Source organism: Nocardia sp. NBC_00508, from assembly GCF_036346875.1.
Taxonomy (GTDB): domain Bacteria; phylum Actinomycetota; class Actinomycetes; order Mycobacteriales; family Mycobacteriaceae; genus Nocardia.
In genome coordinates, this window is record NZ_CP107852.1 from 6290800 (window position 1) to 6310703 (window position 19904).

The 19904-nt window shown below is 68.3% G+C and carries 18 protein-coding genes; 12 read left to right on the forward strand and 6 right to left on the reverse strand.

From position 1 onward, the window contains the following. Positions 1–697: 697 nt before the first annotated feature. Both OHA40_RS28355 and OHA40_RS28360 read right to left on the reverse strand, forming a co-directional pair. Positions 698–1264, reverse strand: coding sequence for a TetR/AcrR family transcriptional regulator (locus OHA40_RS28355; protein ID WP_330229901.1), 567 nt, complete (start codon positions 1262–1264; stop codon positions 698–700). Positions 1265–1401: 137 nt separating this feature from the next. Then, complete coding sequence (locus OHA40_RS28360; RefSeq protein ID WP_330229902.1) at positions 1402–4218, reverse strand: aconitate hydratase; 2817 nt, start codon at positions 4216–4218, stop codon at positions 1402–1404. Between the two features lie 285 nt (positions 4219–4503). On the opposite strand from OHA40_RS28360, the gene OHA40_RS28365 reads away from it, so the two are divergent. From OHA40_RS28365 to OHA40_RS28405, 9 genes are all read left to right on the forward strand, one after another. Continuing rightward, positions 4504–5097, forward strand: a complete 594-nt coding sequence (locus OHA40_RS28365) for an Rv1476 family membrane protein (RefSeq protein ID WP_330229903.1) — start codon at positions 4504–4506, stop codon at positions 5095–5097. Positions 5098–5485: 388 nt separating this feature from the next. Continuing rightward, positions 5486–6916 carry an NlpC/P60 family protein gene (locus OHA40_RS28370; protein WP_330229904.1) on the forward strand — a complete coding sequence of 477 codons (1431 nt, stop codon included), beginning with the start codon at positions 5486–5488 and terminating at the stop codon, positions 6914–6916. Between the two features lie 135 nt (positions 6917–7051). Beyond that, positions 7052–8245 (forward strand): AAA family ATPase, encoded by a 1194-nt coding sequence (locus tag OHA40_RS28375; protein ID WP_330229905.1) that lies wholly within the window; start codon positions 7052–7054, stop codon positions 8243–8245. A 32-nt stretch (positions 8246–8277) separates the two neighbouring features. Then, positions 8278–9228: a DUF58 domain-containing protein gene (locus OHA40_RS28380; protein WP_330229906.1), complete on the forward strand. Its 951-nt coding sequence runs from the start codon at positions 8278–8280 to the stop codon at positions 9226–9228. Beyond that, complete coding sequence (locus OHA40_RS28385) at positions 9225–10226, forward strand: VWA domain-containing protein (protein WP_330229907.1); 1002 nt, start codon at positions 9225–9227, stop codon at positions 10224–10226. The genes OHA40_RS28380 and OHA40_RS28385 overlap by 4 nt, the downstream gene beginning before the upstream one ends. A gap of 172 nt (positions 10227–10398) precedes the next feature. Next, entirely contained in the window at positions 10399–11115 is a 717-nt protein-coding gene (fabG1, locus tag OHA40_RS28390) for a 3-oxoacyl-ACP reductase FabG1 (protein WP_330229908.1), read from the forward strand. Between the two features lie 82 nt (positions 11116–11197). After that, complete coding sequence (inhA, locus tag OHA40_RS28395) at positions 11198–12034, forward strand: NADH-dependent enoyl-ACP reductase InhA (protein WP_330229909.1); 837 nt, start codon at positions 11198–11200, stop codon at positions 12032–12034. A gap of 10 nt (positions 12035–12044) precedes the next feature. Continuing rightward, the gene (locus OHA40_RS28400; protein ID WP_442943834.1) at positions 12045–13118 is read left to right on the forward strand and encodes a ferrochelatase; all 1074 of its coding nucleotides are present in this window, start codon (positions 12045–12047) and stop codon (positions 13116–13118) included. A gap of 73 nt (positions 13119–13191) precedes the next feature. Beyond that, positions 13192–13605 carry a hypothetical protein gene (locus tag OHA40_RS28405; RefSeq protein WP_330229910.1) on the forward strand — a complete coding sequence of 138 codons (414 nt, stop codon included), beginning with the start codon at positions 13192–13194 and terminating at the stop codon, positions 13603–13605. A 50-nt stretch (positions 13606–13655) separates the two neighbouring features. Here the strand turns inward: OHA40_RS28405 and OHA40_RS28410 are convergent, their stop codons facing one another. Continuing rightward, complete coding sequence (locus tag OHA40_RS28410; protein WP_330229911.1) at positions 13656–14474, reverse strand: hypothetical protein; 819 nt, start codon at positions 14472–14474, stop codon at positions 13656–13658. 296 nt (positions 14475–14770) lie between these two features. Next, entirely contained in the window at positions 14771–15595 is an 825-nt protein-coding gene (locus tag OHA40_RS28415) for a DUF3097 domain-containing protein (RefSeq protein ID WP_330229912.1), read from the reverse strand. Between the two features lie 130 nt (positions 15596–15725). Between OHA40_RS28415 and OHA40_RS28420 the strand changes: the two genes are divergently transcribed. Together OHA40_RS28420 and OHA40_RS28425 are read left to right on the forward strand one after the other, a co-directional pair. Further along, entirely contained in the window at positions 15726–16157 is a 432-nt protein-coding gene (locus tag OHA40_RS28420) for an NfeD family protein (protein ID WP_330229913.1), read from the forward strand. Beyond that, positions 16157–17437 carry an SPFH domain-containing protein gene (locus OHA40_RS28425; protein WP_330229914.1) on the forward strand — a complete coding sequence of 427 codons (1281 nt, stop codon included), beginning with the start codon at positions 16157–16159 and terminating at the stop codon, positions 17435–17437. Before OHA40_RS28420 ends, OHA40_RS28425 begins: the two co-directional genes overlap by 1 nt. A gap of 70 nt (positions 17438–17507) precedes the next feature. On the opposite strand, the gene OHA40_RS28430 is transcribed toward OHA40_RS28425, so the two are convergent. Beyond that, the gene (locus OHA40_RS28430) at positions 17508–18353 is read right to left on the reverse strand and encodes an SGNH/GDSL hydrolase family protein (RefSeq protein WP_330229915.1); all 846 of its coding nucleotides are present in this window, start codon (positions 18351–18353) and stop codon (positions 17508–17510) included. A 115-nt stretch (positions 18354–18468) separates the two neighbouring features. On the opposite strand from OHA40_RS28430, the gene OHA40_RS28435 reads away from it, so the two are divergent. Then, positions 18469–19146, forward strand: coding sequence for an O-methyltransferase (locus tag OHA40_RS28435; protein ID WP_330229916.1), 678 nt, complete (start codon positions 18469–18471; stop codon positions 19144–19146). Positions 19147–19175: 29 nt separating this feature from the next. On the opposite strand, the gene OHA40_RS28440 is transcribed toward OHA40_RS28435, so the two are convergent. Continuing rightward, positions 19176–19850, reverse strand: a complete 675-nt coding sequence (locus OHA40_RS28440) for a TetR/AcrR family transcriptional regulator (protein ID WP_330229917.1) — start codon at positions 19848–19850, stop codon at positions 19176–19178. Positions 19851–19904 lie beyond the last annotated feature (54 nt).

Genomic DNA, 19904 nt, shown 5'->3' on the forward strand with positions numbered 1-19904 from the left:
CACGAACTCGCCACCACCCACCGAGCCGGATTCGTCCTGGCCCGCGTCGCCGAATGGCTTGAAACATCGGGAGACACGACCTGACGGCCGCAACCGGTGGCGTCGAGGAGCTGGCCCGTGACCCAGCCCCACAGTCGGCCCGCCGCCACAGGATCCAACCAGCGGCGGGCCCACTCATGCCATCGCACTGTACTGCCGCTGGGCGCGCGATCCGCGAGCGTCCGGATCTGCCGCATATCGGTCGTTCGGGAACGAAGCGTTCGCCAATCGACAGTGCGATAACCTGTTCCACTTCTGTTCCGCTGTCAGTGGTCCCACGACTGGCAACACGGTGGTCCCACAACGGGGGTGGCAAACGACAGATCGCGACAGAACGCGCCGCACCGCCGGCCCCATCCTCCGTCTTACCCCTGCACCCCGCGCTCTTCGCTGGCCCCGGCCCGACCGGGCGAGACCAACACACCGCGTCATTCAGCACCGCCCTACACACGTCGGCCGAATTCTTGACGACTAGATGGCAATTGGCCACAGAACGCACGGTACTGTCGCCCCCATGACCAGCGGCGATGCGATTAGGGAGCACACTGGAACTCATCGGGTACGTCCAGAACTCGAGTGTCACCCAACGCAGGACCTGAACGCGACTTCCGTGTCACTCGACTAGTACGGCCTGAAAACCCGGAGAGGCGGGGGAGCCTCAGTGTTTGCGGCGGACGGATGCCTCCACTAGATCGAGCACCGCGGAGAGGTTTTCATTGGTGTGGCCGGAGGCGATCCGGGCGATCAGGCCGTCGAGGACGAGGTCGAGGTAGCCGAGCAGGACGTCGGTGGGGACGTCGTCGCGCAGTGCGCCCGCGGCCTTGCGGCGTTCCAAGCGGGCCAGGGTGGCGGCGGTGAGCTCGGCCGAACGCTGGGTCCAGCCGGCGCGGAACTCGGGATCGGTGCGCAACCGCCGCGCGATCTCCAAACGCGTTCCGAGCCAGTTGAACTGCTCGGGGTGGGCGAGCATGTCGCGCATCACCTGCACGATGCCTTGGTTGGCCGCGACGTCGGCCATGCGTTCGGCGTCCTCTTGGGCGAGCGCGAGGAACAACGCGTCCTTGTCGCGGAAATGGTGGAAGATGGCGCCCCGGGAGAGCCCGATCTCATCCTCCAGGCGGCGCACGGTGGCGCCGTCGTAGCCGTACTCGGCGAAGCAGCGGCGTGCCCCGTCGAGAATCTGGCTGCGCCGGGCGGCGAGGTGATCGTCACTGACCTTGGGCATCGGGCACCTCCGAAGGAAGCGGGCATCGCGCGCGTGGCACGCGATGCGGCGCGAAGCGAAATGTGGAGAGGTCCGCGCACCGCGGATGCGGTGTGCGGACCCTTCTACGACGGTTGCTACCGCCGGTGGAACACAGTTCAGCCGCGAATCATATTGCGCAGCACGTACTGCAGGATCCCGCCGTTGCGGTAGTAGTCCGCCTCACCAGGGGTGTCGATCCGCACGACCGCGTCGAAGGTGATCTTGTCACCGTTCTCCTTGGTGGCGGTGACCTTCAGGGTCTTCGGGGTGACACCCTCGTTCAGCTGGGTGATGCCCTCGATGTCGAAGGTCTCCGTGCCGTTCAGCGTCAGCGACGCCGCCGACTCACCCGCCGGGAACTGCAGCGGGATGACGCCCATGCCGATGAGGTTGGAGCGGTGGATGCGCTCGAACGACTCGGTGATGACGGCCTTCACGCCCAGCAGCCGGGTGCCCTTGGCGGCCCAGTCACGTGACGAGCCCGAGCCGTACTCCTTACCGCCGAGCACGACCAGCGGGATGCCCGCGGCCTGGTAGTTCTGCGAGGCGTCGTAGATGAACGCCTGCGGGCCGCCTTCCTGGGTGAAGTCGCGGGTGTAGCCGCCCGAGACGTCGTCCAGGAGCTGGTTGCGCAGCCGGATGTTGGCGAAGGTGCCGCGGATCATCACCTCGTGGTTGCCGCGGCGCGAGCCGTAGGAGTTGTAGTCCTTGCGCTCGACGCCGTTGGCCTCCAGGTACTGGGCGGCCGGGGTGCCCGGCTTGATGTTGCCCGCCGGCGAGATGTGGTCGGTGGTGACCGAGTCGCCGAGCAGCGCGAGCACCCGGGCGCCCGTGATGTCGGTGACCGGCTCCGGGGTCTGCGGCATGCCCTCGAAGTACGGAGGCTTGCGCACGTAGGTGGACTGCGCGTCCCAGTCGAAGGTCTTGCCCTCGGGGGTGGGCAGGCTGCGCCAGCGCTCGTCGCCCCGGAAGACGTCCTTGTAGTCCTCGAGGAACATGTCGCGGCTGATGACCCGGTCGATGGTGTCCTGGATCTCCTGCGGCGACGGCCAGATGTCCTTCAGGAAGATGTCGTTGCCGTCCTGATCCTTGCCGAGCGCGTCGTGCTCGAAGTCGAAGTCCATGGTTCCGGCGAGCGCGTACGCGATGACCAGCGGCGGCGAGGCCAGGTAGTTCATCTTCACGTCGGGGGAGATGCGGCCCTCGAAGTTGCGGTTGCCGGAGAGCACCGCGGTGACGGTGAGGTCGTTGTCGTTGACCGCCTTGGAGATCTCCTCCGGGAGCGGGCCGGTGTTGCCGATGCAGGTGGCGCAACCGAACGCGACCAGGTTGAAGCCCAGCTTGTCCAGGTACGGCCACAGGCCGGCCTTCTCGTAGTAGCCGTTGACGACCTGCGAGCCGGGCGCCATCGAGGTCTTCACCCACGGCTTGCGGGTCAAGCCCTTCTCCACCGCGTTGCGGGCCAGCAGGGCCGCGCCGAGCATGACCGACGGGTTGGAGGTGTTGGTGCAGGAGGTGATCGAGGCGACCACCACCGCGCCGTGGTCGAGCACGAAGTCGCCGTACTCCTCGGTCTGCACCGCCACCGGCTTGGACGGACGGCCCTCGGCACCGTTGGCCGCCGATACCAGCACGGCGTCGTCGTCGGCGAAGGACAACACGGCCGGATCGGAGGCCGGGAAGGATTCCTCGATGGCCTCGTCCAGGTGCGAGTGCGGCGTGCTCGCGATCGGGCCGCTGACCTCGTCGCTGGTGTAGTTGTGGATGTCCTTGCGGAAGGCGACCTTGGATTCCGACAGCAGGATTCGGTCCTGCGGACGCTTGGGGCCCGCGATCGACGGCACCACAGTGCTCAGGTCGAGCTCGAGGTACTCGGAGTAGGCGGGCTCGGTGTCGGGGTCGTGCCAGAGGCCCTGCTCCTTGGCATACGCCTCGACCAGCGCTACCTGCTCGTCGGAGCGGCCGGTCAGGCGCAGGTAGTCGACGGTCACGTCATCGATTGGGAAGATCGCGGCCGTGGAACCGAATTCCGGGCTCATGTTGCCCAGGGTGGCGCGATTGGCCAGCGGCACCTCGGCCACGCCCTTGCCGTAGAACTCGACGAACTTGCCCACCACACCGTGCTTGCGCAGCATGTCGGTGACGGTGAGCACCACGTCGGTCGCGGTCACGCCCGGCCGGATCTCGCCGGTCAGCTTGAAGCCGACCACCCGCGGGATCAGCATCGAGACGGGCTGGCCCAGCATGGCCGCCTCGGCCTCGATACCGCCGACGCCCCAGCCGAGCACGCCGAGGCCGTTGACCATCGTGGTGTGCGAGTCGGTGCCGACACAGGTGTCGGGGTAGGCCTGCCCGTTGCGGACCATGACGACGCGCGCCAGGTGTTCGATATTGACCTGGTGCACGATGCCGGTGCTCGGCGGGACGACTTTGAAGTCGTCGAACGCGGTCTGGCCCCAGCGCAGGAACTGGTAGCGCTCACCGTTGCGCTGGTATTCGATGTCGACGTTGCGTTCGAAGGCGTCTTCGCGACCGAACACGTCGATGATGACGGAGTGGTCGATGACCATCTCGGCGGGGGCGAGCGGGTTCACCTTGTCCGGGTCGCCGCCGAGGGTGGCCACGGCCTCGCGCATGGTGGCCAGGTCGACGATGCACGGCACGCCGGTGAAGTCCTGCATGATGACGCGGGCGGGCGTGAACTGGATCTCGGTGTTCGGTTGCGCCGACGGATCCCAGTTCGCAATGGCGCGAATGTGATCGGCGGTGATATTCGCGCCGTCCTCGGTGCGGAGCAGATTCTCCGCGAGGATCTTCAGTGCGTAGGGGAGTTTCTCGGTGCCGGGCACGGCGGAGAGGCGGAAGATCTCGTAGGAGTCGCTTCCCACCTCGAGGGTGCCCTTGGCGCCGAAAGTATCGGTACTTGTCGTCACGTCAGCTCCACTCGTCTGTGAGGGTGGCCGCCGACGGGGCTGTGCCGGCGACCGAGTCTTTGGAGGTGCTCCCGCGCCGCTAGGGCGCCGGTTCCTCGCGGTACGACCTTAACAGTACGCTTGTCCTGTGAAACACCAGGGGGCGGTTCGGCGTGCCGTGGAGCGGTGCTGCGACACTCCGTCGCGTACTGTGCTTTCGAGCCAGCAAGGGGGATCTTGCTCGACCTGCAGTGTTGGATGCTCGTCGCTTCGGATGCCGATGCGGCTCGACAGACCGGATGGAAGATGACCGCCCCGCTCAACTCGGTTTTCACCCCTATGGCCGCCGAATTGCCGCCGAACGTCACAGCCGACACCGTGCGATTGCTCAACGCCGATCTGGCCGATGATCACGTCGCGACGCTGACCGGCAAGGACGAGGCGGAGTTGGCGGCCATCGCCGCGGAAGCGCGATCGCAGGGGATCTCGCTGAGCATCGTGGTCGTCCCCGGCAATCCAGGACACGACTCGAGCCTACGTGACCTGGCCACCGAGGTGGGCAAGACGCAGCACGGCACCGTCGTCGTCCTCAGCGACGACTGGATCGGCACGTACAGCGACACGATCAGCCGGGTGCAGCTGGAATGGGCCGAAGACGCCGCGAAGTACCGGCAGGGCCACAGCGCAGAGGCGGCGAGCATTTTCGCCGCCCGTCTCGAGACACCGGAATCGGCGTCCTGGACCGCGATCACCTGCGTGCTGCTGGCGGGGACGGCGGCCGCCATCGCCGGGCTGTACTGCGTCAAGGCCCGGCGGGCGCGGAAGGACGCCGCTCTCGGGCGAGTCTCCGCCGATCGGCGATCGCCGGGGGGCGAGTCACCGGACGTTCGCGCCGTCTAGCGCCGCGCAACGCTTTCACTTTTTCTCGGCCACTCTCCGACCCGAGCGATCGCCCTCGGCTGCGGTGGTGCTCTCCTGGCGCGGGCCGTCGCCCGCGCGAAGGGTGCGAGGGGTCCACTTGGGGACAATCCGGACTCCAGTTTCCCTGTAGCTAATTTTCCTTCCGGTTGGTCTGTTGTGGACAGCGGAATCATTCGCTGAGTTCAGCAAACTTTCAGCAATTAGAAATTCCAGGCGTGTTTTGTGTTACTGCCGTTATTGAAGTGACTTATGTGTCATACGGTTCGAATGGTCACTGATGGGGAATATGTGTTTCCAGAGGCCATCTGTCGACCACAGTGCGTCATGGTTCGCCTGATGCCTGTGAGGCATTACCCGAATCCGGTCCATGGGAGGTGTGATGCGCAACAATGGCGAGCTAGCCGACCGGCGCCCGCTATGGGTCGCTATGGGATTGCTGATATCGGTCGCCACGGTGGTAGCCACCGGACCGGTCGCCGCTGTACCGCCTCCTCCGCAAAATCCCAGCGACGGGCAGATCGCCCAGGCCGGGGCCCAGGTCGACGCCGGAGTCGCCGAGGTGGGCACCCTCATCAACCAGGTCGCCACCGCAGACCACCAGCTGCGGCAGCTCGACGACGTGGTCGCGCAGCGCCGCGAAGACGTCAACCGGGCGCTGGTCGACCTGCAGAACGCGCGCGATGCCGCCGACGCGGCGGCCGTGGTGGTCGTCGATACCCAGCACGCACTGGCCGACGCCGGAACGCGCGTCGGCCAGGCGCGGCGCAACTTCGACCAGTTCGCCACCCAGGTCTATACCCGGCCCGATTCTGATTCGATGATCACCTACCTCGCGGCCGCCACCCCGTCGGCCGCGCTCGACCGCGCGCAGCTGCTGGAGCTGGTCTCGAAGAACCGGCAGCGGGTGCTCGACGGCCTGCGTCGCGCGCAGATCGATCAGGGCAATAAGAATTCCGCGGCCCGGCAGGCGAAGTCCGCGGCCGACGCGGCCGCCGCCATCGCAACGGCGCGCAAGACCGACGCGGAGAACGCCGTCGCCGCGGCCAAGGCGCAGCTCGACCAGCAGGCCGCGCAGCGCGACGGCCTGCTGCGCAGGCGTCACGACGCGCAGGGCAGGCTGGATCTGGCGCGCCATAACGTGGCCGGTCTGCGCGACCAGCGCGACGCTTTCCTGGCCTGGGACGCGCAGCGCAAGGCGGAGGAAGCGGCGGTGCGCGCCGCCGCGGCGGCCGCCGCCGCCCGTGCGGCCGGTGATCAGGCGGCCCACGATCGCGCCGCCCAGCTGGGTACCGGTAGGCGCCCGCACACCCAAATGGAGGACGCGCCGCCGCCGCGCCAGAGTGCTCCCCGGCCGGATTCACCCGCGGTCGGGGGTTCGGCGGCGATCGAGACCGTGGTCGACCGGGCGATGTCGCAGCTCGGCGTCACGTATGCCTGGGGCGGGGGCGACGAGGGCGGACCGACGCTCGGAATACGCGATGGAGGTGTCGCCGATAGTCACGGCGACTACAACAAGGTGGGCTTCGATTGCTCGGGGCTGATGGTCTACGCGTTCGCGGGTATCGGGGTATCGCTGCCGCACTACAGCGGCTACCAGTACAACGCGGGTACCAGGGTGCCGGTCGGCGAGCGAGAACGCGGCGACATGCTGTTCTGGGGTCCGAACGGCAGTCGGCACGTGGCGCTGTATCTCGGTGACGGCCAGATGGTCGAGGCGCCCCAGTCCGGCGATGTGGTGAAGGTGTCCCCGGTCCGCGAGAGCGGCATCATGCCGTACGCGGTGCGCGTAGTCTCCTGACATATCGGGCATTTCGGGTATCGGGCCGGTCGGAGGGGCGTCGAATTCCCGTCATGTCGGGGTCCCGTTGCGGCAGAGGCCGTGATTACCTGGAATAGTTGTGGCAGCACGCACAGGACCAAAGCGAAAGCGGGGATGTTGGTGACTTCGACGGATGGTGTGAGTGGGGCGAACTCGGCGAAGGATGCGCCGCCCCCTGCGCCCAGCACCCTCGAGCGTGACGTCCAGACCCTGGAGAAGGCGATCTACGAGGTCAAGCGGGTGATCGTGGGCCAGGATCGCCTGGTCGAACGACTGCTGGTCGGCGTGCTCGCGCGCGGTCACGTGCTGCTCGAAGGCGTTCCCGGTATCGCGAAGACGCTGGCTGTGGAGACCTTCGCCAAGGTGGTCGGCGGTTCCTTCGCCCGCGTCCAGTTCACGCCCGACCTGGTGCCCACCGACCTCATCGGTACCCGCATCTACCGGCAGGGCCGGGAAGAATTCGACACCGAACTCGGTCCGGTCGTCGCGAACTTCGTGCTCGCCGACGAGATCAACCGCGCGCCCGCCAAGGTGCAGTCGGCACTGCTCGAGGTGATGGCCGAGCGGCACGTGTCGATCGGCGGCAAGACCTATCCGATGCCGGATCCCTTCCTGGTCATGGCGACCCAGAACCCGATCGAGAGCGAGGGCGTGTATCCGCTGCCCGAGGCGCAGCGCGACCGCTTCCTGTTCAAGCTCCTCGTCGACTATCCCTCTGTGGAGGAGGAACGCGAGATCATCTACCGGATGGGCGTGACGCCGCCGGAGGCGAGCCGCATCCTGCACCCGGAGGAGCTGATCCGCCTGCAGAAAGTCGCGGCCAACACCTTCGTCCACCACGCTCTCGTGGACTATGTGGTCCGGGTCATCACGGCGACCCGCACGCCGGCCGACTTCGGCATGCAGGACGTGGCCAGCTGGATCTCCTACGGCGCGTCGCCGCGCGCCAGCCTCGGGATCATCGCCGCGGCCCGTGCCGTCGCGCTGATCCGCGGGCGCGACTACGTGGTGCCGCAGGACGTCGTCGAGGTGATCCCGGACGTGCTGCGCCACCGTCTGGTGCTGTCCTACGACGCGCTCGCCGACGAGATCAGCCCGGAGGACGTGATCAAGCGCGTGCTGCAGACCGTCGGCATGCCGCAGGTCGCGCCGCAGGCCGTCGCCCCGGGCGCGCCCGCAGCGCCGCCCGCCGCTCCGCAGGGCGCGCAGCAGCAGATTCCGCAGCAGCCGTCGCCGCAGCAGCAAGCCGTGCCCCAGCCGCCGAACGGGCAGCCGTCGCAGCCTGCGGGCACCATCCCGCCGAAGTGACCTCGGCATCGGATCCGGTTGCGCCAGTGCCGATGTCGTCGCACGCACCGCCGTCTTTCCACGCAGGGGAGCTCACCGGCCCCCGGCTCTCGGTCGCGCTGAAGACCCTCGAGTTCACCGTGCGCCGCAGGCTCGACGGCGTGCTGCACGGTGACCATCTCGGACTCATCCCCGGACCCGGCTCCGAGCCGGGCGAGGCGCGCGCGTACCAGCCGGGCGATGATGTGCGCCAGATGGATTGGTCGGTCACCGCCCGCACCACCCATCCGCACGTGCGGCAGATGATCGCCGACCGGGAGCTGGAGACGTGGATGGTGGTCGACTTGTCGGCCAGCCTCGACTTCGGCACCGCCGCCTGCCAGAAGCGCGATCTCGCCATCGCCGCCGCGGCCGCCATCACGCACTTGACCAGCGGCGGCGGCAACCGGATAGGTGCCGTCGTCGCCACCGGCGAGCGGTTGGTCCGCATCCCGGCACGCGGCGGGCGCCTGCACGCGCAGTCGTTGCTGCGCAGTATCGCGACCACACCGCACGCGCGCGACGGCGTGCGTGGCGACCTGCGCGGCGGCATCGAATCGCTGCGCCGCCCGCAGCGCAAACGCGGGCTCGCGGTGGTCATCAGCGACTTCCTGGGTGATATCGACTGGCAGCGCTCGCTGCGCGCTATCTCCGCCAGGCACGACCTGCTCGCGGTCGAGGTGCTCGACCCGCGCGACCTGTCGCTGCCCGATATCGGCGACGTCGTGCTGCACGACCCGGAGACCGGGCGCACCCGCGAGTTCAGCGTGACCCCCACCCTGCGCGCCGATTTCGCGGCCGCCGCGCAGCGCCACCGTCAGCAGGTCGAACAGGCCCTGCGCAGCTGCGGCGCTCCGGTGCTCACCCTGCAAACCGATCGGGACTGGATCGCCGACGTGGTCCGGTTCGTGTCCACCCGGCGCCACAGCTTCGGCGCCCCGACCGGGCGGGTGCCACGTCAGTGAGTATTTCGCATTTCACCGCACAGATCTGGCTGGGATTCCTCGCCGTCATCGCGTTGATCGCGCTCGGCTACGTCCTGGTGCAGCGCAACCGGCGCAAGCACATGTTGAAATTCACCAACATGGAGCTGCTGGAGAAGGTCGCGCCATCCCGGCCGAGCCCGTTCCGGCACGTGGCCGTCGTGCTCCTGCTGGTCGGCCTGGTGCTTCTCACCGTCGCCGCGGCCGGGCCGACGGCGGTCAAGAAGGTGCCGCGCAACCGTGCGACCGTCATGCTGGTGATGGACGTGTCGCTGTCGATGGAGGCGACCGATGTGGCGCCGAGCCGGATCCAGGTCGCGAAGAAGGCGGGCAAGGAGTTCGTCGACGGCCTGCCGGAGGGCGTGAACATCGGTTTCGTCACCTTCGCCGGCACCGCCTCGGTGATGGTGTCGCCGACGACGAACCACGAGGCGGTCAAGGCGGCGATCGACAACGTCAGGCTCGCCGAGCGCACCGCGACGGGCGAAGGCATTCTCACCGCGCTGCAGGCGATCGACACGCTCGCCACGGTTCTCGGCGGAGCCCAGGAACCGCCACCGGCCCGGGTCGTCCTGATGTCGGACGGAAAACAGACGGTCCCCGCGTTCGAGGACGTCGACAATCCGCGGCACGAGTTCGTCGCCGCCCGGCTCGCGAAAACCAAGAACATCCCGATCTCGACGATCTCGTTCGGCACCAGCTGGGGCGTCGTCGAGATTCCTCGCGAGGACGGCAGCCGCGAACAAGTGCGGGTGCCCGTGGATGACGATGCCATGCGCGAACTCGCACGGCTGTCCAGCGGAGAGTTCTATTCCGCGTCGTCCTTGCAGGAGCTGACCCGGGTCTACGACACCTTGGAGCAGCAGATCGGTTACGAGCTGACCAGAGGCGACGCCAGCCGTCCGTGGCTGCTGCTCGGACTGCTGGTCATCGCCGCGGGAGTCGTCGTCGGACTGCTGTATCGCCAGCGTCTGCCCTAGCGCTGCACGTGCGACGGAATCTCGTGCCGATGTCGCTCCGAGTGAGGAGGGCTCGCTTCGACTTGTGCTGTCGTTGTGCCGTTTCACCGACACCGCCAGGCTGCGAGCGTCGGTTCGACGAACGTGGCGGCCGCGTCGTGACCGATCGATCCGACCAGGTAGGTTGAACCCCATGTCGAACATCACATCCCGGTCGGTCCTGGTGACCGGCGGTAATCGCGGCATCGGTCTCGCGGTCGCGCAGCGTCTGCTCGCCGACGGTCACAAGGTGGCCGTCACGCATCGTGGGTCCGGGGTGCCGGACGGTTTGTTCGGTGTGAAATGCGATGTGACCGACAGTGAGTCGGTGGATGGCGCGTTCGCCGAGGTCGAGGCGCACCAGGGTCCGGTCGAGGTGCTCGTGGCCAACGCGGGCATCACCGACGACACGCTGCTGATGCGGATGACCGAGGAGCAGTTCACCAAGGTCGTCGACGCGAACCTGACCGGCGCCTTCCGCGTCGCCAAGCGTGCGAACCGTGCCATGCTGCGGGCGCGCTGGGGCCGGCTCATCTTCCTCGGTTCGGTGGTCGGGATGGGTGGTGGACCCGGCCAGATCAACTACGCCGCGTCCAAGGCGGGTCTGATCGGCATGGCGCGTTCGATCACCCGTGAGCTCGGCTCGCGCTCGATCACCGCCAACGTCGTCGCGCCCGGGTTCATCGAGACGGACATGACCGCGGAACTGGACGAGAAGTACCGCGACATGGCAAAGCAGTTCATCCCGCTGCAGCGGCTCGGCCAACCCGAAGACGTCGCGTCCGTCATCAGCTTCCTGGCGTCCGAGGACTCCGGCTACATCTCCGGCGCTGTGATCCCGGTCGACGGCGGCATGGGTATGGGCCACTGACCACACCGAACGCGTAGCGCGGCCGGTCGCGGCCGCCCGCAGCCAACCCACCATTTCGAGATTTCAGGAGAACCGAGAACCCATGGGCGGACTGCTCGAAGGCAAGACCATTCTGGTCACCGGCATCATCACCGATTCGTCGATCGCGTTCCACGCGGCGGCGGTCGCGCAGGAGCAGGGCGCGAAGGTGATCATCACCGGCATTCCGGAGCGGCTGCGGCTGATCGATCGGATCGCCAAGCGCCTGCCCCAGGAGGTCCCGCCTGCCATCGGGCTCGACGTCACCAGCGAGGAGGATCTCGCCGGGCTGGCCGACAAGCTGCGGGAGCTGGCGCCCGAGGGAATCGACGGGGTGTTGCACTCGATCGCGTTCGCCCCCCGCACCCTGATGGGGCCGGAGGCTCGGCCGTTCCTCGAGGGACCGGGACCGGACGCCGCGAAGGCGTTCGAGATCTCGGCATGGAGCTACGCGTCGCTGTCGCGCGCGATGCTGCCGGTGATGAACGAAGGCGGCTCGATCGTCGGCATGGACTTCGATCCGCGCACCGCGATGCCGTACTACAACTGGATGGGCGTGGCCAAAGCGGCGCTGGAGTCGGTGAACCGGTACGTGGCGCGGGAAGTGGGCACCGCCAAGAAGATCCGCTCCAACCTGATCGCCGCCGGTCCGATCAAGACGCTGGCCGCCAAGGCGATCGCGGGCACCGCGACCGACGACGCCGCTAAGCTCAACCAGCTCAACACGTACTGGGACGGCGCGTCGCCGATCGGCTGGGACGTCGACGACCCCACGGTGGTGGCGAGGTCGATCGTCGCGCTGCTGTCGGACTGGCTGCCGGGCACCACCGGCTCGATCATCTACGTCGACGGCGGAGCCAGCCACAACACCTGGTTCCCGGAGAACATGCCGATCAACTGAGCCGGATTCGATGGGAGACACCGTGGTTCGGGCCGTCGATGCGCTGCTGCTGCTGTCCTTCGGCGGCCCGGAACGCCCCGAGGACGTGATGCCGTTCCTGGAGAACGTCACTCGGGGCAGGGGAGTGCCGCGCGAACGTCTCGACACGGTCGCCGAACACTACCTGCACTTCGGCGGCGTCTCGCCTATCAACGCGCTCAACCGGGACATCATCGAGGCGGTCGAAACCGAATTGGCCGCCGCGGGAGTGGATCTTCCGGTCTACTTCGGCAACCGGAATTGGCATCCCCTGGTGGAGGACACCGTCGCACGGATGGCCGCCGACGGTGTCGGCTCCGCACTCGTGTTCCCGACCTCGGCGTGGGGTGGCTACTCCGGCTGCCTGCAGTATCACGAGGACATCGCAAGGGCGCGTGCGGCTTTCGGCGACGGCGCGCCGGAACTGGTGAAACTGCGCCAGTACTTCGACCATCCGCTGCTGATCGAGGCGTTCGCCGACGCGATTCGCGCGGCGCAAGAGCGGCTTCCGGCCGACCAGCGCGCCGGAGCCCGGCTGGTGTTCACCGCCCACTCCATTCCGGTGTCCGCCGACGCCGCCGCGGGCCCACCGGCCGACGGCGGCAGGCTCTACAGCCGTCAGGTCGCCGAGGCGGCCCGCTTGTGCGCCGCGGCAACCGGTTTCACCGACTACGACGTGGTCTGGCAGTCTCGGTCCGGTCCGCCGCAGGTGCCGTGGCTGGAACCGGACATCATCGACCATCTGGACGACCTCGCCGCCAAGGACGTCGAAGCCGTCGTCGTCTGTCCGGTCGGCTTCGTCTCCGATCATCTCGAGGTCATCTGGGATCTGGACAACGAGGCCGCGCAGAAGGCCGCCGAACTCGGCATTGGGTTCGCGCGCGCCGCCACCCCGGGGGCCGATGCCCGCTTCGCGACGCTGGTTGTCGAACTGATCTCCGAGCATTTGGGCGATACCGAACCCCGTCGGCTCGGCAGCGTCGCTGAATACGGCTGCACGCGTAACGGCTCTGCGTGCGCCCCCGGCTGCTGCGCCGCACCGCGGCGTCCCAGCGCTGGGAATTGACGCCGATTACGCGCGATAGCCTGTACTGCGCCTGAGACCAACCGAACTCGATTCTCCTGGGGGGTAACTCTCGATGACCTATGCCGACGTGCTGACCAACGCCGCTGTGCTCGACCCGCACGCCTGGTCCGACGCGAATGTGTGGACCGTCGCTCTGGACGCCACCGAAGCCCGGCGCCGCGGACGCAGCAGCGGTAAAGGTTTCTCGGTCGGGGGCCTGATCCTGTGCCTCGGGGTGGTCGTCGTGGTTATCGGCCTTGTGATCTGGCTGAGCAAGCGCGGGAAGTCGAACTCGAACCAGCCCCAGCAGCCATATCCGCCGCAGCAATATCCGCAGCCATATCCACCGCAGCAGGATTACCCGGCGCAACAGCAGTATCAGAATCCACCTCAATACCAGCAGCCCTACCCGCCCCAGGGGCAGCCGCAGTACCAGCAGCACCCGCCGCAGCAGCCGTATCAACCGCCGTATCCGCCCCAGCGGTGACCTCGCCCCGCGATCGCCCGGTGTTACGGCAAGCGCGGGTGTAGACGAGGTCAGTCGTCGCCCCGCGCCGAGGCATGCACCGCGACCAGGCGGGCCGAGCGGATCGCGTCCCACAGCGGGCGCAGCAGCGATTCCTGTGCGCCGATCGCGCTGGCGGAGGTGGGGGCGGAGGCAGGTTCCCGCTGCGCGACCGTGAGGATTGCCGCGACATGGTCGGCGGTATCCAGAATGCGCCTGGCGCGCAATGGAATCGAATCGGGATAGTCGTGCCGGGAGTAGTCCGCGAGTTCGGCCTCGATGAGTTCACGCGGATCGGACTCGGCCGCCCCGAGCGAGGTGGTGTGCAGCTTCATCAGCGCGTCGGCGGCGTCGCGGACCGCTTCGCGCATCGCGTATTCGGCCTCGCCCAGCGACATGTCGGGGCCCGGCGCCGCAACGGGGATGGGGGTGCTGTAGACGGTCCACTGCAGGGTGTCCTCGTCGGGCCACTGCGGGATGAGACCCGTGCCATCGGTGCCGGGGACGCCGATCAGGATGCCCTCCTCCGCGTCGATCGCGTCGGCGGCGAACGCCGTGCCTCCGGGGACTCCGCGCACGTCTCCGGGGACCGGGAGCACCAGTCGCAGCCGTGACCCGGGCCGCGCCATCGTCTCGCGAATCACCTTGAGCAGGGCCATGACTCCGCTCCCCGGCAGGGTGCCGTGCGCGGACCAGGGCAGGTCGGTGCGGCCGCCGGCCAGCGGATCACCGGCCGCGATCGTGTGCCTCGGTGCCCATGCGTGCAAGGCCGCCAAAACGTCGTCGGGCGCACTGCGGCCGGCCAGCCAGGAGCTCGCCCACACCGTCAGCGTCGCGCTTGGAGAGCACATAATTATCGAGCATAAAGGGTGGGCGCTACCGGCGGGCATCCATGCGCGAGGGCATTCGTGAGCAGCGCCGGAACCACGGGCACACCGCGGCCGATGACCGCCGAATCCGCGCGGATACCGCCCGGCATCCGGCCGTCGCCCGCACGATCGCCCAACGCACAACGACGCACCCGAACGAAGTCCGTCCTCAACCCGCGCCGGACCGAGCCACGGCTGTGTCAGCCGCTGTTGGGCTGGGCGAGCGAAGGCTCGAGGCCGCCGCTATTGCGCCGGGCGAGCGAAGGCGAGGCCGCCGCCTATTCCGGTTCCGTGACGAAGTCGATGAGGCGCTCCACCGCGCCGATGAGCGGTGCCTCCAGGTCGCGGAAGGAGGTCACCGCGCCGTAGACTCGCCGCCATCCGTCCTGCGGTGTGCCCCAGCGCAGGCGTGCGCAGACCCCGGTCTTCCAATCCTCGCCGCGCGGCACCTGCGGCCATTGCGCGATCCCCACGGTCGAGGGGCGCACCGCCTGCCAGACATCGATGAACGGGTGCCCGGTCACCAGCACGTGCGGTCCGAGCCCGGTGGTCAGCTGGGTCTCTTTCGATCCGGTCACCAGATGGTCGACCAGCACGCCGACCCGCCGGCCGGGGCCCGGCTCGAAGTCCGCCAGCCGCGCGGCCAGGTTGTCCAAGCCCTCCAGATGCTCGACGACCACGCCCTCGACGCGCAGATCGTGGCCCCACACCCGCTCCACCAGCGCGGCGTCGTGGACGCCCTCCACCCAGATCCGGCTACCACGGGCCACCCGCGCCCGCAGACCCTCGACCCGGTTGGAGCCCGAGGCGGAGCGGTCCGGTTTCTTCGGCGCGGCCGCGACCGGCCGGACCAGCGTCACGGGCTCACCGTCGATGAGGAACGCGGCCTCGCGCAGCGCGAACAGGCGCACCGCGCCGCGGGCGTCCTCGAGCTTCACGAACTCGCCGTCGTAGCTGCGATCGAAACCGACCACGGCGCCGCAGAATCCGGTGGCGGCGTCTTCGACGACGAGGTCGCGTTCCGCGGCGACCGTCGGTACCGCCCGTTTCTTCGATCGGGGATGTCCGGAGAAGATGTCGCCATACCTGTCACGCCCGCTCACCCGCCTGAAGCTAGCACCGCCGCTGAAGGTTTCGGTGCAACCGGGTCCCTGCGCGTCCCGATGGCGAATTCGTACGGAGTACGCACGACGGTCGGGCCCGCGAACATAGCCGGAGCACTACAGTGGTCGTGTGGCCGCAATTTTTTGGCTTGTCGCGGGCATCCTGCTCGCGGCGGCGGAAATGCTCACCGGGGATCTCACGCTGCTGATGCTCGGTGTGGCCGCGCTCGGCACCGCGGGTGTCAGCGCCGCGGCGGGCACGTCGCTCGTGGTGGACGCCATCGTGTTCGCGGTGATTTCGGCGGTGCTGCTGCTCGGTGTCCGCCCGATCCTCTGGCGGCGCTTCGGAACTCCGCCGCCGACGCCGACGAACGTGGATGCCTTGCCGGGTAAGACGGCGCTGGTGCTCGAACAGGTCGCGGCGCACTCCGGTCAGGTGAAATTGGGCGGGGAGGTGTGGACCGCGCGGCCGATGGACGTGAGCGAGGTCTACGAACCCGGCACGACCGTGTACGTCATGAAGATCGACGGCGCGACCGCCGTCGTCTGGAAGGGGCCGTAATGGCTGTACTGATCGTCGCCGCCGTCCTCGTCCTCCTGGTCGTGGTGGTGGTCTTCAAGTCGATCGCGCTGGTGCCGCAGGCCGAGGCCGCGGTGATCGAGCGTCTGGGCCGGTACTCGCGCACGGTGTCGGGCCAGCTCACGTTCCTCGTCCCGTTCGCCGACCGGATCCGCGCCAAAGTCGATCTGCGGGAGCGAGTGGTCTCGTTCCCGCCGCAGCCGGTGATCACCGAGGACAACCTGACCCTGCACATCGACACCGTCGTCTACTTCCAGGTGACCAGCCCGCAGGCGGCGGTGTACGAGATCAGCAACTACATCGCCGCGGTCGAGCAACTGACCGTCACCACGTTGCGCAACGTCGTCGGCGGTATGACGCTCGAGCAGACGCTCACCTCCCGCGACTCGATCAACGGCCAGCTGCGTGGCGTGCTCGACGAGGCGACCGGGCGCTGGGGACTGCGCGTCGCGCGGGTCGAGTTGAAGAGCATCGATCCGCCGCCATCGATCCAGGAGTCGATGGAGAAGCAGATGAAGGCCGACCGCGAGAAGCGCGCGATGATCCTCACCGCGGAGGGCCAGCGGGAGTCGCAGATCAAGACCGCCGAGGGCGCCAAGCAAGCGCAGATCCTGTCCGCGGAGGGCGCCAAGCAATCGGCGATCCTGTCCGCCGAAGGTGAACGGCAGAGCCGTATTCTGCGCGCCCAAGGTGAGCGCGCCGCCGCGTATTTGCAGGCGCAGGGACAGGCCAAAGCCATCGAAAAGGTCTTCGCCGCCATCAAATCCGGCAAGCCGACGCCGGAACTGCTTGCCTACCAGTACCTGCAGACGCTGCCCATGGTCGCCCGCGGCGACGCCAACAAGGTGTGGCTGGTGCCGAGCGATTTCGGCAAGGCGCTCGAAGGGTTCGCCAAGAGCTTCGGCACGCAGGGCGAGGACGGGGTGTTCCGCTACGAACCGCCCGCCTCCGACGGCTCGGAAGTCAAGCCCGAGGACGACTCCGACGTCGCGGACTGGTTCGACACCGCGCCCGACCCGACCATCGAGCGGGCCGTGCGCGCCGCCGAGGCCACGGCTCGTACTCCGGTCGAGGGCTTGGCGCCGACCTCGCCGCCGCAGGGATACGAACCCTCCCCGCACCAGCCGGTGCTTCCCCCGCAGGAGGCTTTCCCGCCGCAGCAGCCGGCGCCGCAACAAGATCCTCCGCAGCAGCCTCCGGCCCAGCGCCCGGACGACCCGCACAGCCGCCCCTGGCAGCCTCCGGAGAACTTCTCGAAGTAAGGATCGCGCCCGACCCGCCCCGGACCTCCGCTGGAGTCCGGGGCGGTGCCATCTGTAGGGCGGAAATCGCTCAAGCGGGCAGTCCCGACGCGCGGATCGCCGGGAGGATGACGTCGGCCACACCGCGCATGCCCTGCGGGGTGAGGTGGTAGGGGACGAGGGTTTCGGTGGCGATCACGGGTTCGATCCATCGGACGCCGACCGGAGCGCACGCGTCGCGGCCCTCCGACGCGGAGCGGGTATCGACATAGGTGGCGCCGTGCGCGGTAGCGGCGCGAGCCACCACGGTGTTGAGGCGGTCGAAGGCGGCCTGTATGTGGGCGGCGTCGGACGGGCGAAGGCCGACGAGGTCCGGGCAACCGCCGTCGCGGACGTAGAGCGGCCATCCGTCGACGATGATCTTCGCTTTCGGGGCCAGAGCCGAGATCTGCTGCAATGCGGTCGAATACGACGACGCGATACCGTCGATGTCGGCGTTCCAGTCCGGACCGGCGCAGGTGCCGACACCGAAGCCTCCGGACACGTGGCAGGCGATGACATGCTCGGCCATCAGGGCGTCGTTGGCACCGATATGCACCGTCACCAGCCTGGTGGCGCGGCCGAGGGCGTCGAACTGCGGTGCGATGCCCGGCCCCTGGGAGGCGGCGAGGTCGGTGATGCGCGCCGAGTTGCAGGTGCGGTCGTCGAGCCGCAGGCCGAGACCCGCCGCGACCAGCTTCGGAGTGTTGGCGGTCGAGCGGAGGCACCGCGGTGGGGCGGAATTGTCGAAGTTCCGCACACCAGTGGTGGCAGCGCCGGAGTCCCCGAGCGCGACGTACTCGGCCCCTTCGTCGCCGGGTGAGGAGTGGGCGGGTGCGGTGGCGGCGAGTGCGAGCAGGCAGGCGGTGACGGCTATCGCGCGCGGAAGCCTCGTCATGTCGTGTCCTGTCCGTGGGTCGGCGCTCGAGAGCGGGACATGCACGTCTCTTCTGTGCCGCACGCTACTCGGGAAGCCGATCCGCCGGGCGGAATCCAGTGGCAGACTTCCAGGCATGACGACACCTGAATGGGCCGACGTGGACGGCTACCTAGTGGACACGCTGGTAGCGGATCCGGCCTCCGAAGCCGCGCTGGCGGCGAACAAGGCCGCGGGCCTGCCCGCGATCGATGTGTCACCGCCGCAGGGGAAGTTTCTGCATCTGCTGGCCAGGACGGTCGGGGCGCGGCGGGTGCTGGAGATCGGCACCCTCGGTGGATACAGCACGATCTGGCTCGCCCGCGCGGTCGGCGCGAAGGGACAGGTGGTCACGCTGGAGTTCGCCGCACAGCACGCCGAGGTGGCGCGGGCGAACCTGGAGCGTGCCGGGGTGGGCGACCGGGTGGAGATCCGGGTCGGCGCCGCGCTGGACAGCCTGCCCGTGCTCGCCGAGGAGGACCCCGATCCGTTCGATCTGGTGTTCATCGACGCGGACAAGGTGAACAACTCGAACTACGTGCTGTGGGCGCTGCGGCTGACCCGGCCGGGCTCGGTGATCATCGTCGATAATGTGGTCCGCGGGGGAGCGGTGGCCGAGGAGCACTCGCCGGACCCGGCCGTGCAAGCCAGCCGCGAACTGATCGAGTTGCTCGCCGCCGAACCGAGCCTGGACGCGACCGTCGTGCAGACCGTGGGCAGCAAGGGCTGGGACGGTTTCGCCTATGCCGTGGTGAACGGCGAGGTCATCGAATGATCCGCGGCTAGGGGATCAGCGCTACTTCGTCAAATGTCGCGGCGCGCGGCCCGGGCCGCGAATCCGTCGCACAGTGCCTCGAGCCCGCCGTAGAGCAGTTCCTCCTGGGTCAGGTCGCTGACGCCGCTGCCTGCGAGATCGGCCAGCACCGGCGGGACCGCTCCCTGGGCCGTGCCGTTCAGCAGTGTCCGCAGACCGTTGTCGCCGACGGGGTTCATGCCCTTGCGTGCCATCAACGCGGCGCTGATCTCCGGCAAGGTGGCGCCGGAGATGTAGTTCCACACGGTGAAGGACATGCTCGTCGCCTCGCGGGTGGAGACTCCGAGTTCCAGGAAGCCGTCCACCAACCAGGCCAGGCAGGCGAGGCTCTGCGGGCCGAAGCTGTAGCGCGGGGTGGCGAAGGTGAGCAGCACCCACGGATGCTGCCGGTAGAGCGCCCAATCGATCTCGGCGGCGATCCGGACCCGGTCGCGCCAGGTCCACTGTCGCCCCTCCGGTGGCGGGTACGGGTTGCGCCTGGCCACCTCGTCGGTCATCAATGCCAGGAGCTCATCCTTGTTCGCGACGTGGCGATACAGCGACATGGCTCCCACACCGAGCCGTTCGGCGATGCGCCGCATGGACAGCGCGTCCAAGCCCTCGGTGTCGGCGAGCTCGATCGCGGTGTCGACGATGGCGGTGCGGTGCAGCTTGACCTCGGTCATCCCACGGCTCGCTTTCTTCTGGGCCCGGACGCGTAGCGTACACTGTACCCGGAC

Bases quoted from the DNA above. Each gene is read 5' to 3' on its own strand.
- OHA40_RS28355 (WP_330229901.1), bottom strand. From the start codon at position 1,264: ATGCCCAAGGTCAGTGACGATCACCTCGCCGCCCGGCGCAGCCAGATT.
- OHA40_RS28365 (WP_330229903.1), top strand. From the start codon at position 4,504: ATGACCGCCCCGCTCAACTCGGTTTTCACCCCTATGGCCGCCGAATTG.
- OHA40_RS28370 (WP_330229904.1), top strand. From the start codon at position 5,486: ATGGGAGGTGTGATGCGCAACAATGGCGAGCTAGCCGACCGGCGCCCG.
- OHA40_RS28375 (WP_330229905.1), top strand. From the start codon at position 7,052: ATGTTGGTGACTTCGACGGATGGTGTGAGTGGGGCGAACTCGGCGAAG.
- OHA40_RS28380 (WP_330229906.1), top strand. From the start codon at position 8,278: ATGTCGTCGCACGCACCGCCGTCTTTCCACGCAGGGGAGCTCACCGGC.
- fabG1 (WP_330229908.1), top strand. From the start codon at position 10,399: ATGTCGAACATCACATCCCGGTCGGTCCTGGTGACCGGCGGTAATCGC.
- inhA (WP_330229909.1), top strand. From the start codon at position 11,198: ATGGGCGGACTGCTCGAAGGCAAGACCATTCTGGTCACCGGCATCATC.
- OHA40_RS28400 (WP_442943834.1), top strand. From the start codon at position 12,045: ATGGGAGACACCGTGGTTCGGGCCGTCGATGCGCTGCTGCTGCTGTCC.
- OHA40_RS28405 (WP_330229910.1), top strand. From the start codon at position 13,192: ATGACCTATGCCGACGTGCTGACCAACGCCGCTGTGCTCGACCCGCAC.
- OHA40_RS28410 (WP_330229911.1), bottom strand. From the start codon at position 14,474: ATGTGCTCTCCAAGCGCGACGCTGACGGTGTGGGCGAGCTCCTGGCTG.
- OHA40_RS28425 (WP_330229914.1), top strand. From the start codon at position 16,157: ATGGCTGTACTGATCGTCGCCGCCGTCCTCGTCCTCCTGGTCGTGGTG.
- OHA40_RS28430 (WP_330229915.1), bottom strand. From the start codon at position 18,353: ATGACGAGGCTTCCGCGCGCGATAGCCGTCACCGCCTGCCTGCTCGCA.
- OHA40_RS28435 (WP_330229916.1), top strand. From the start codon at position 18,469: ATGACGACACCTGAATGGGCCGACGTGGACGGCTACCTAGTGGACACG.
- OHA40_RS28440 (WP_330229917.1), bottom strand. From the start codon at position 19,850: ATGACCGAGGTCAAGCTGCACCGCACCGCCATCGTCGACACCGCGATC.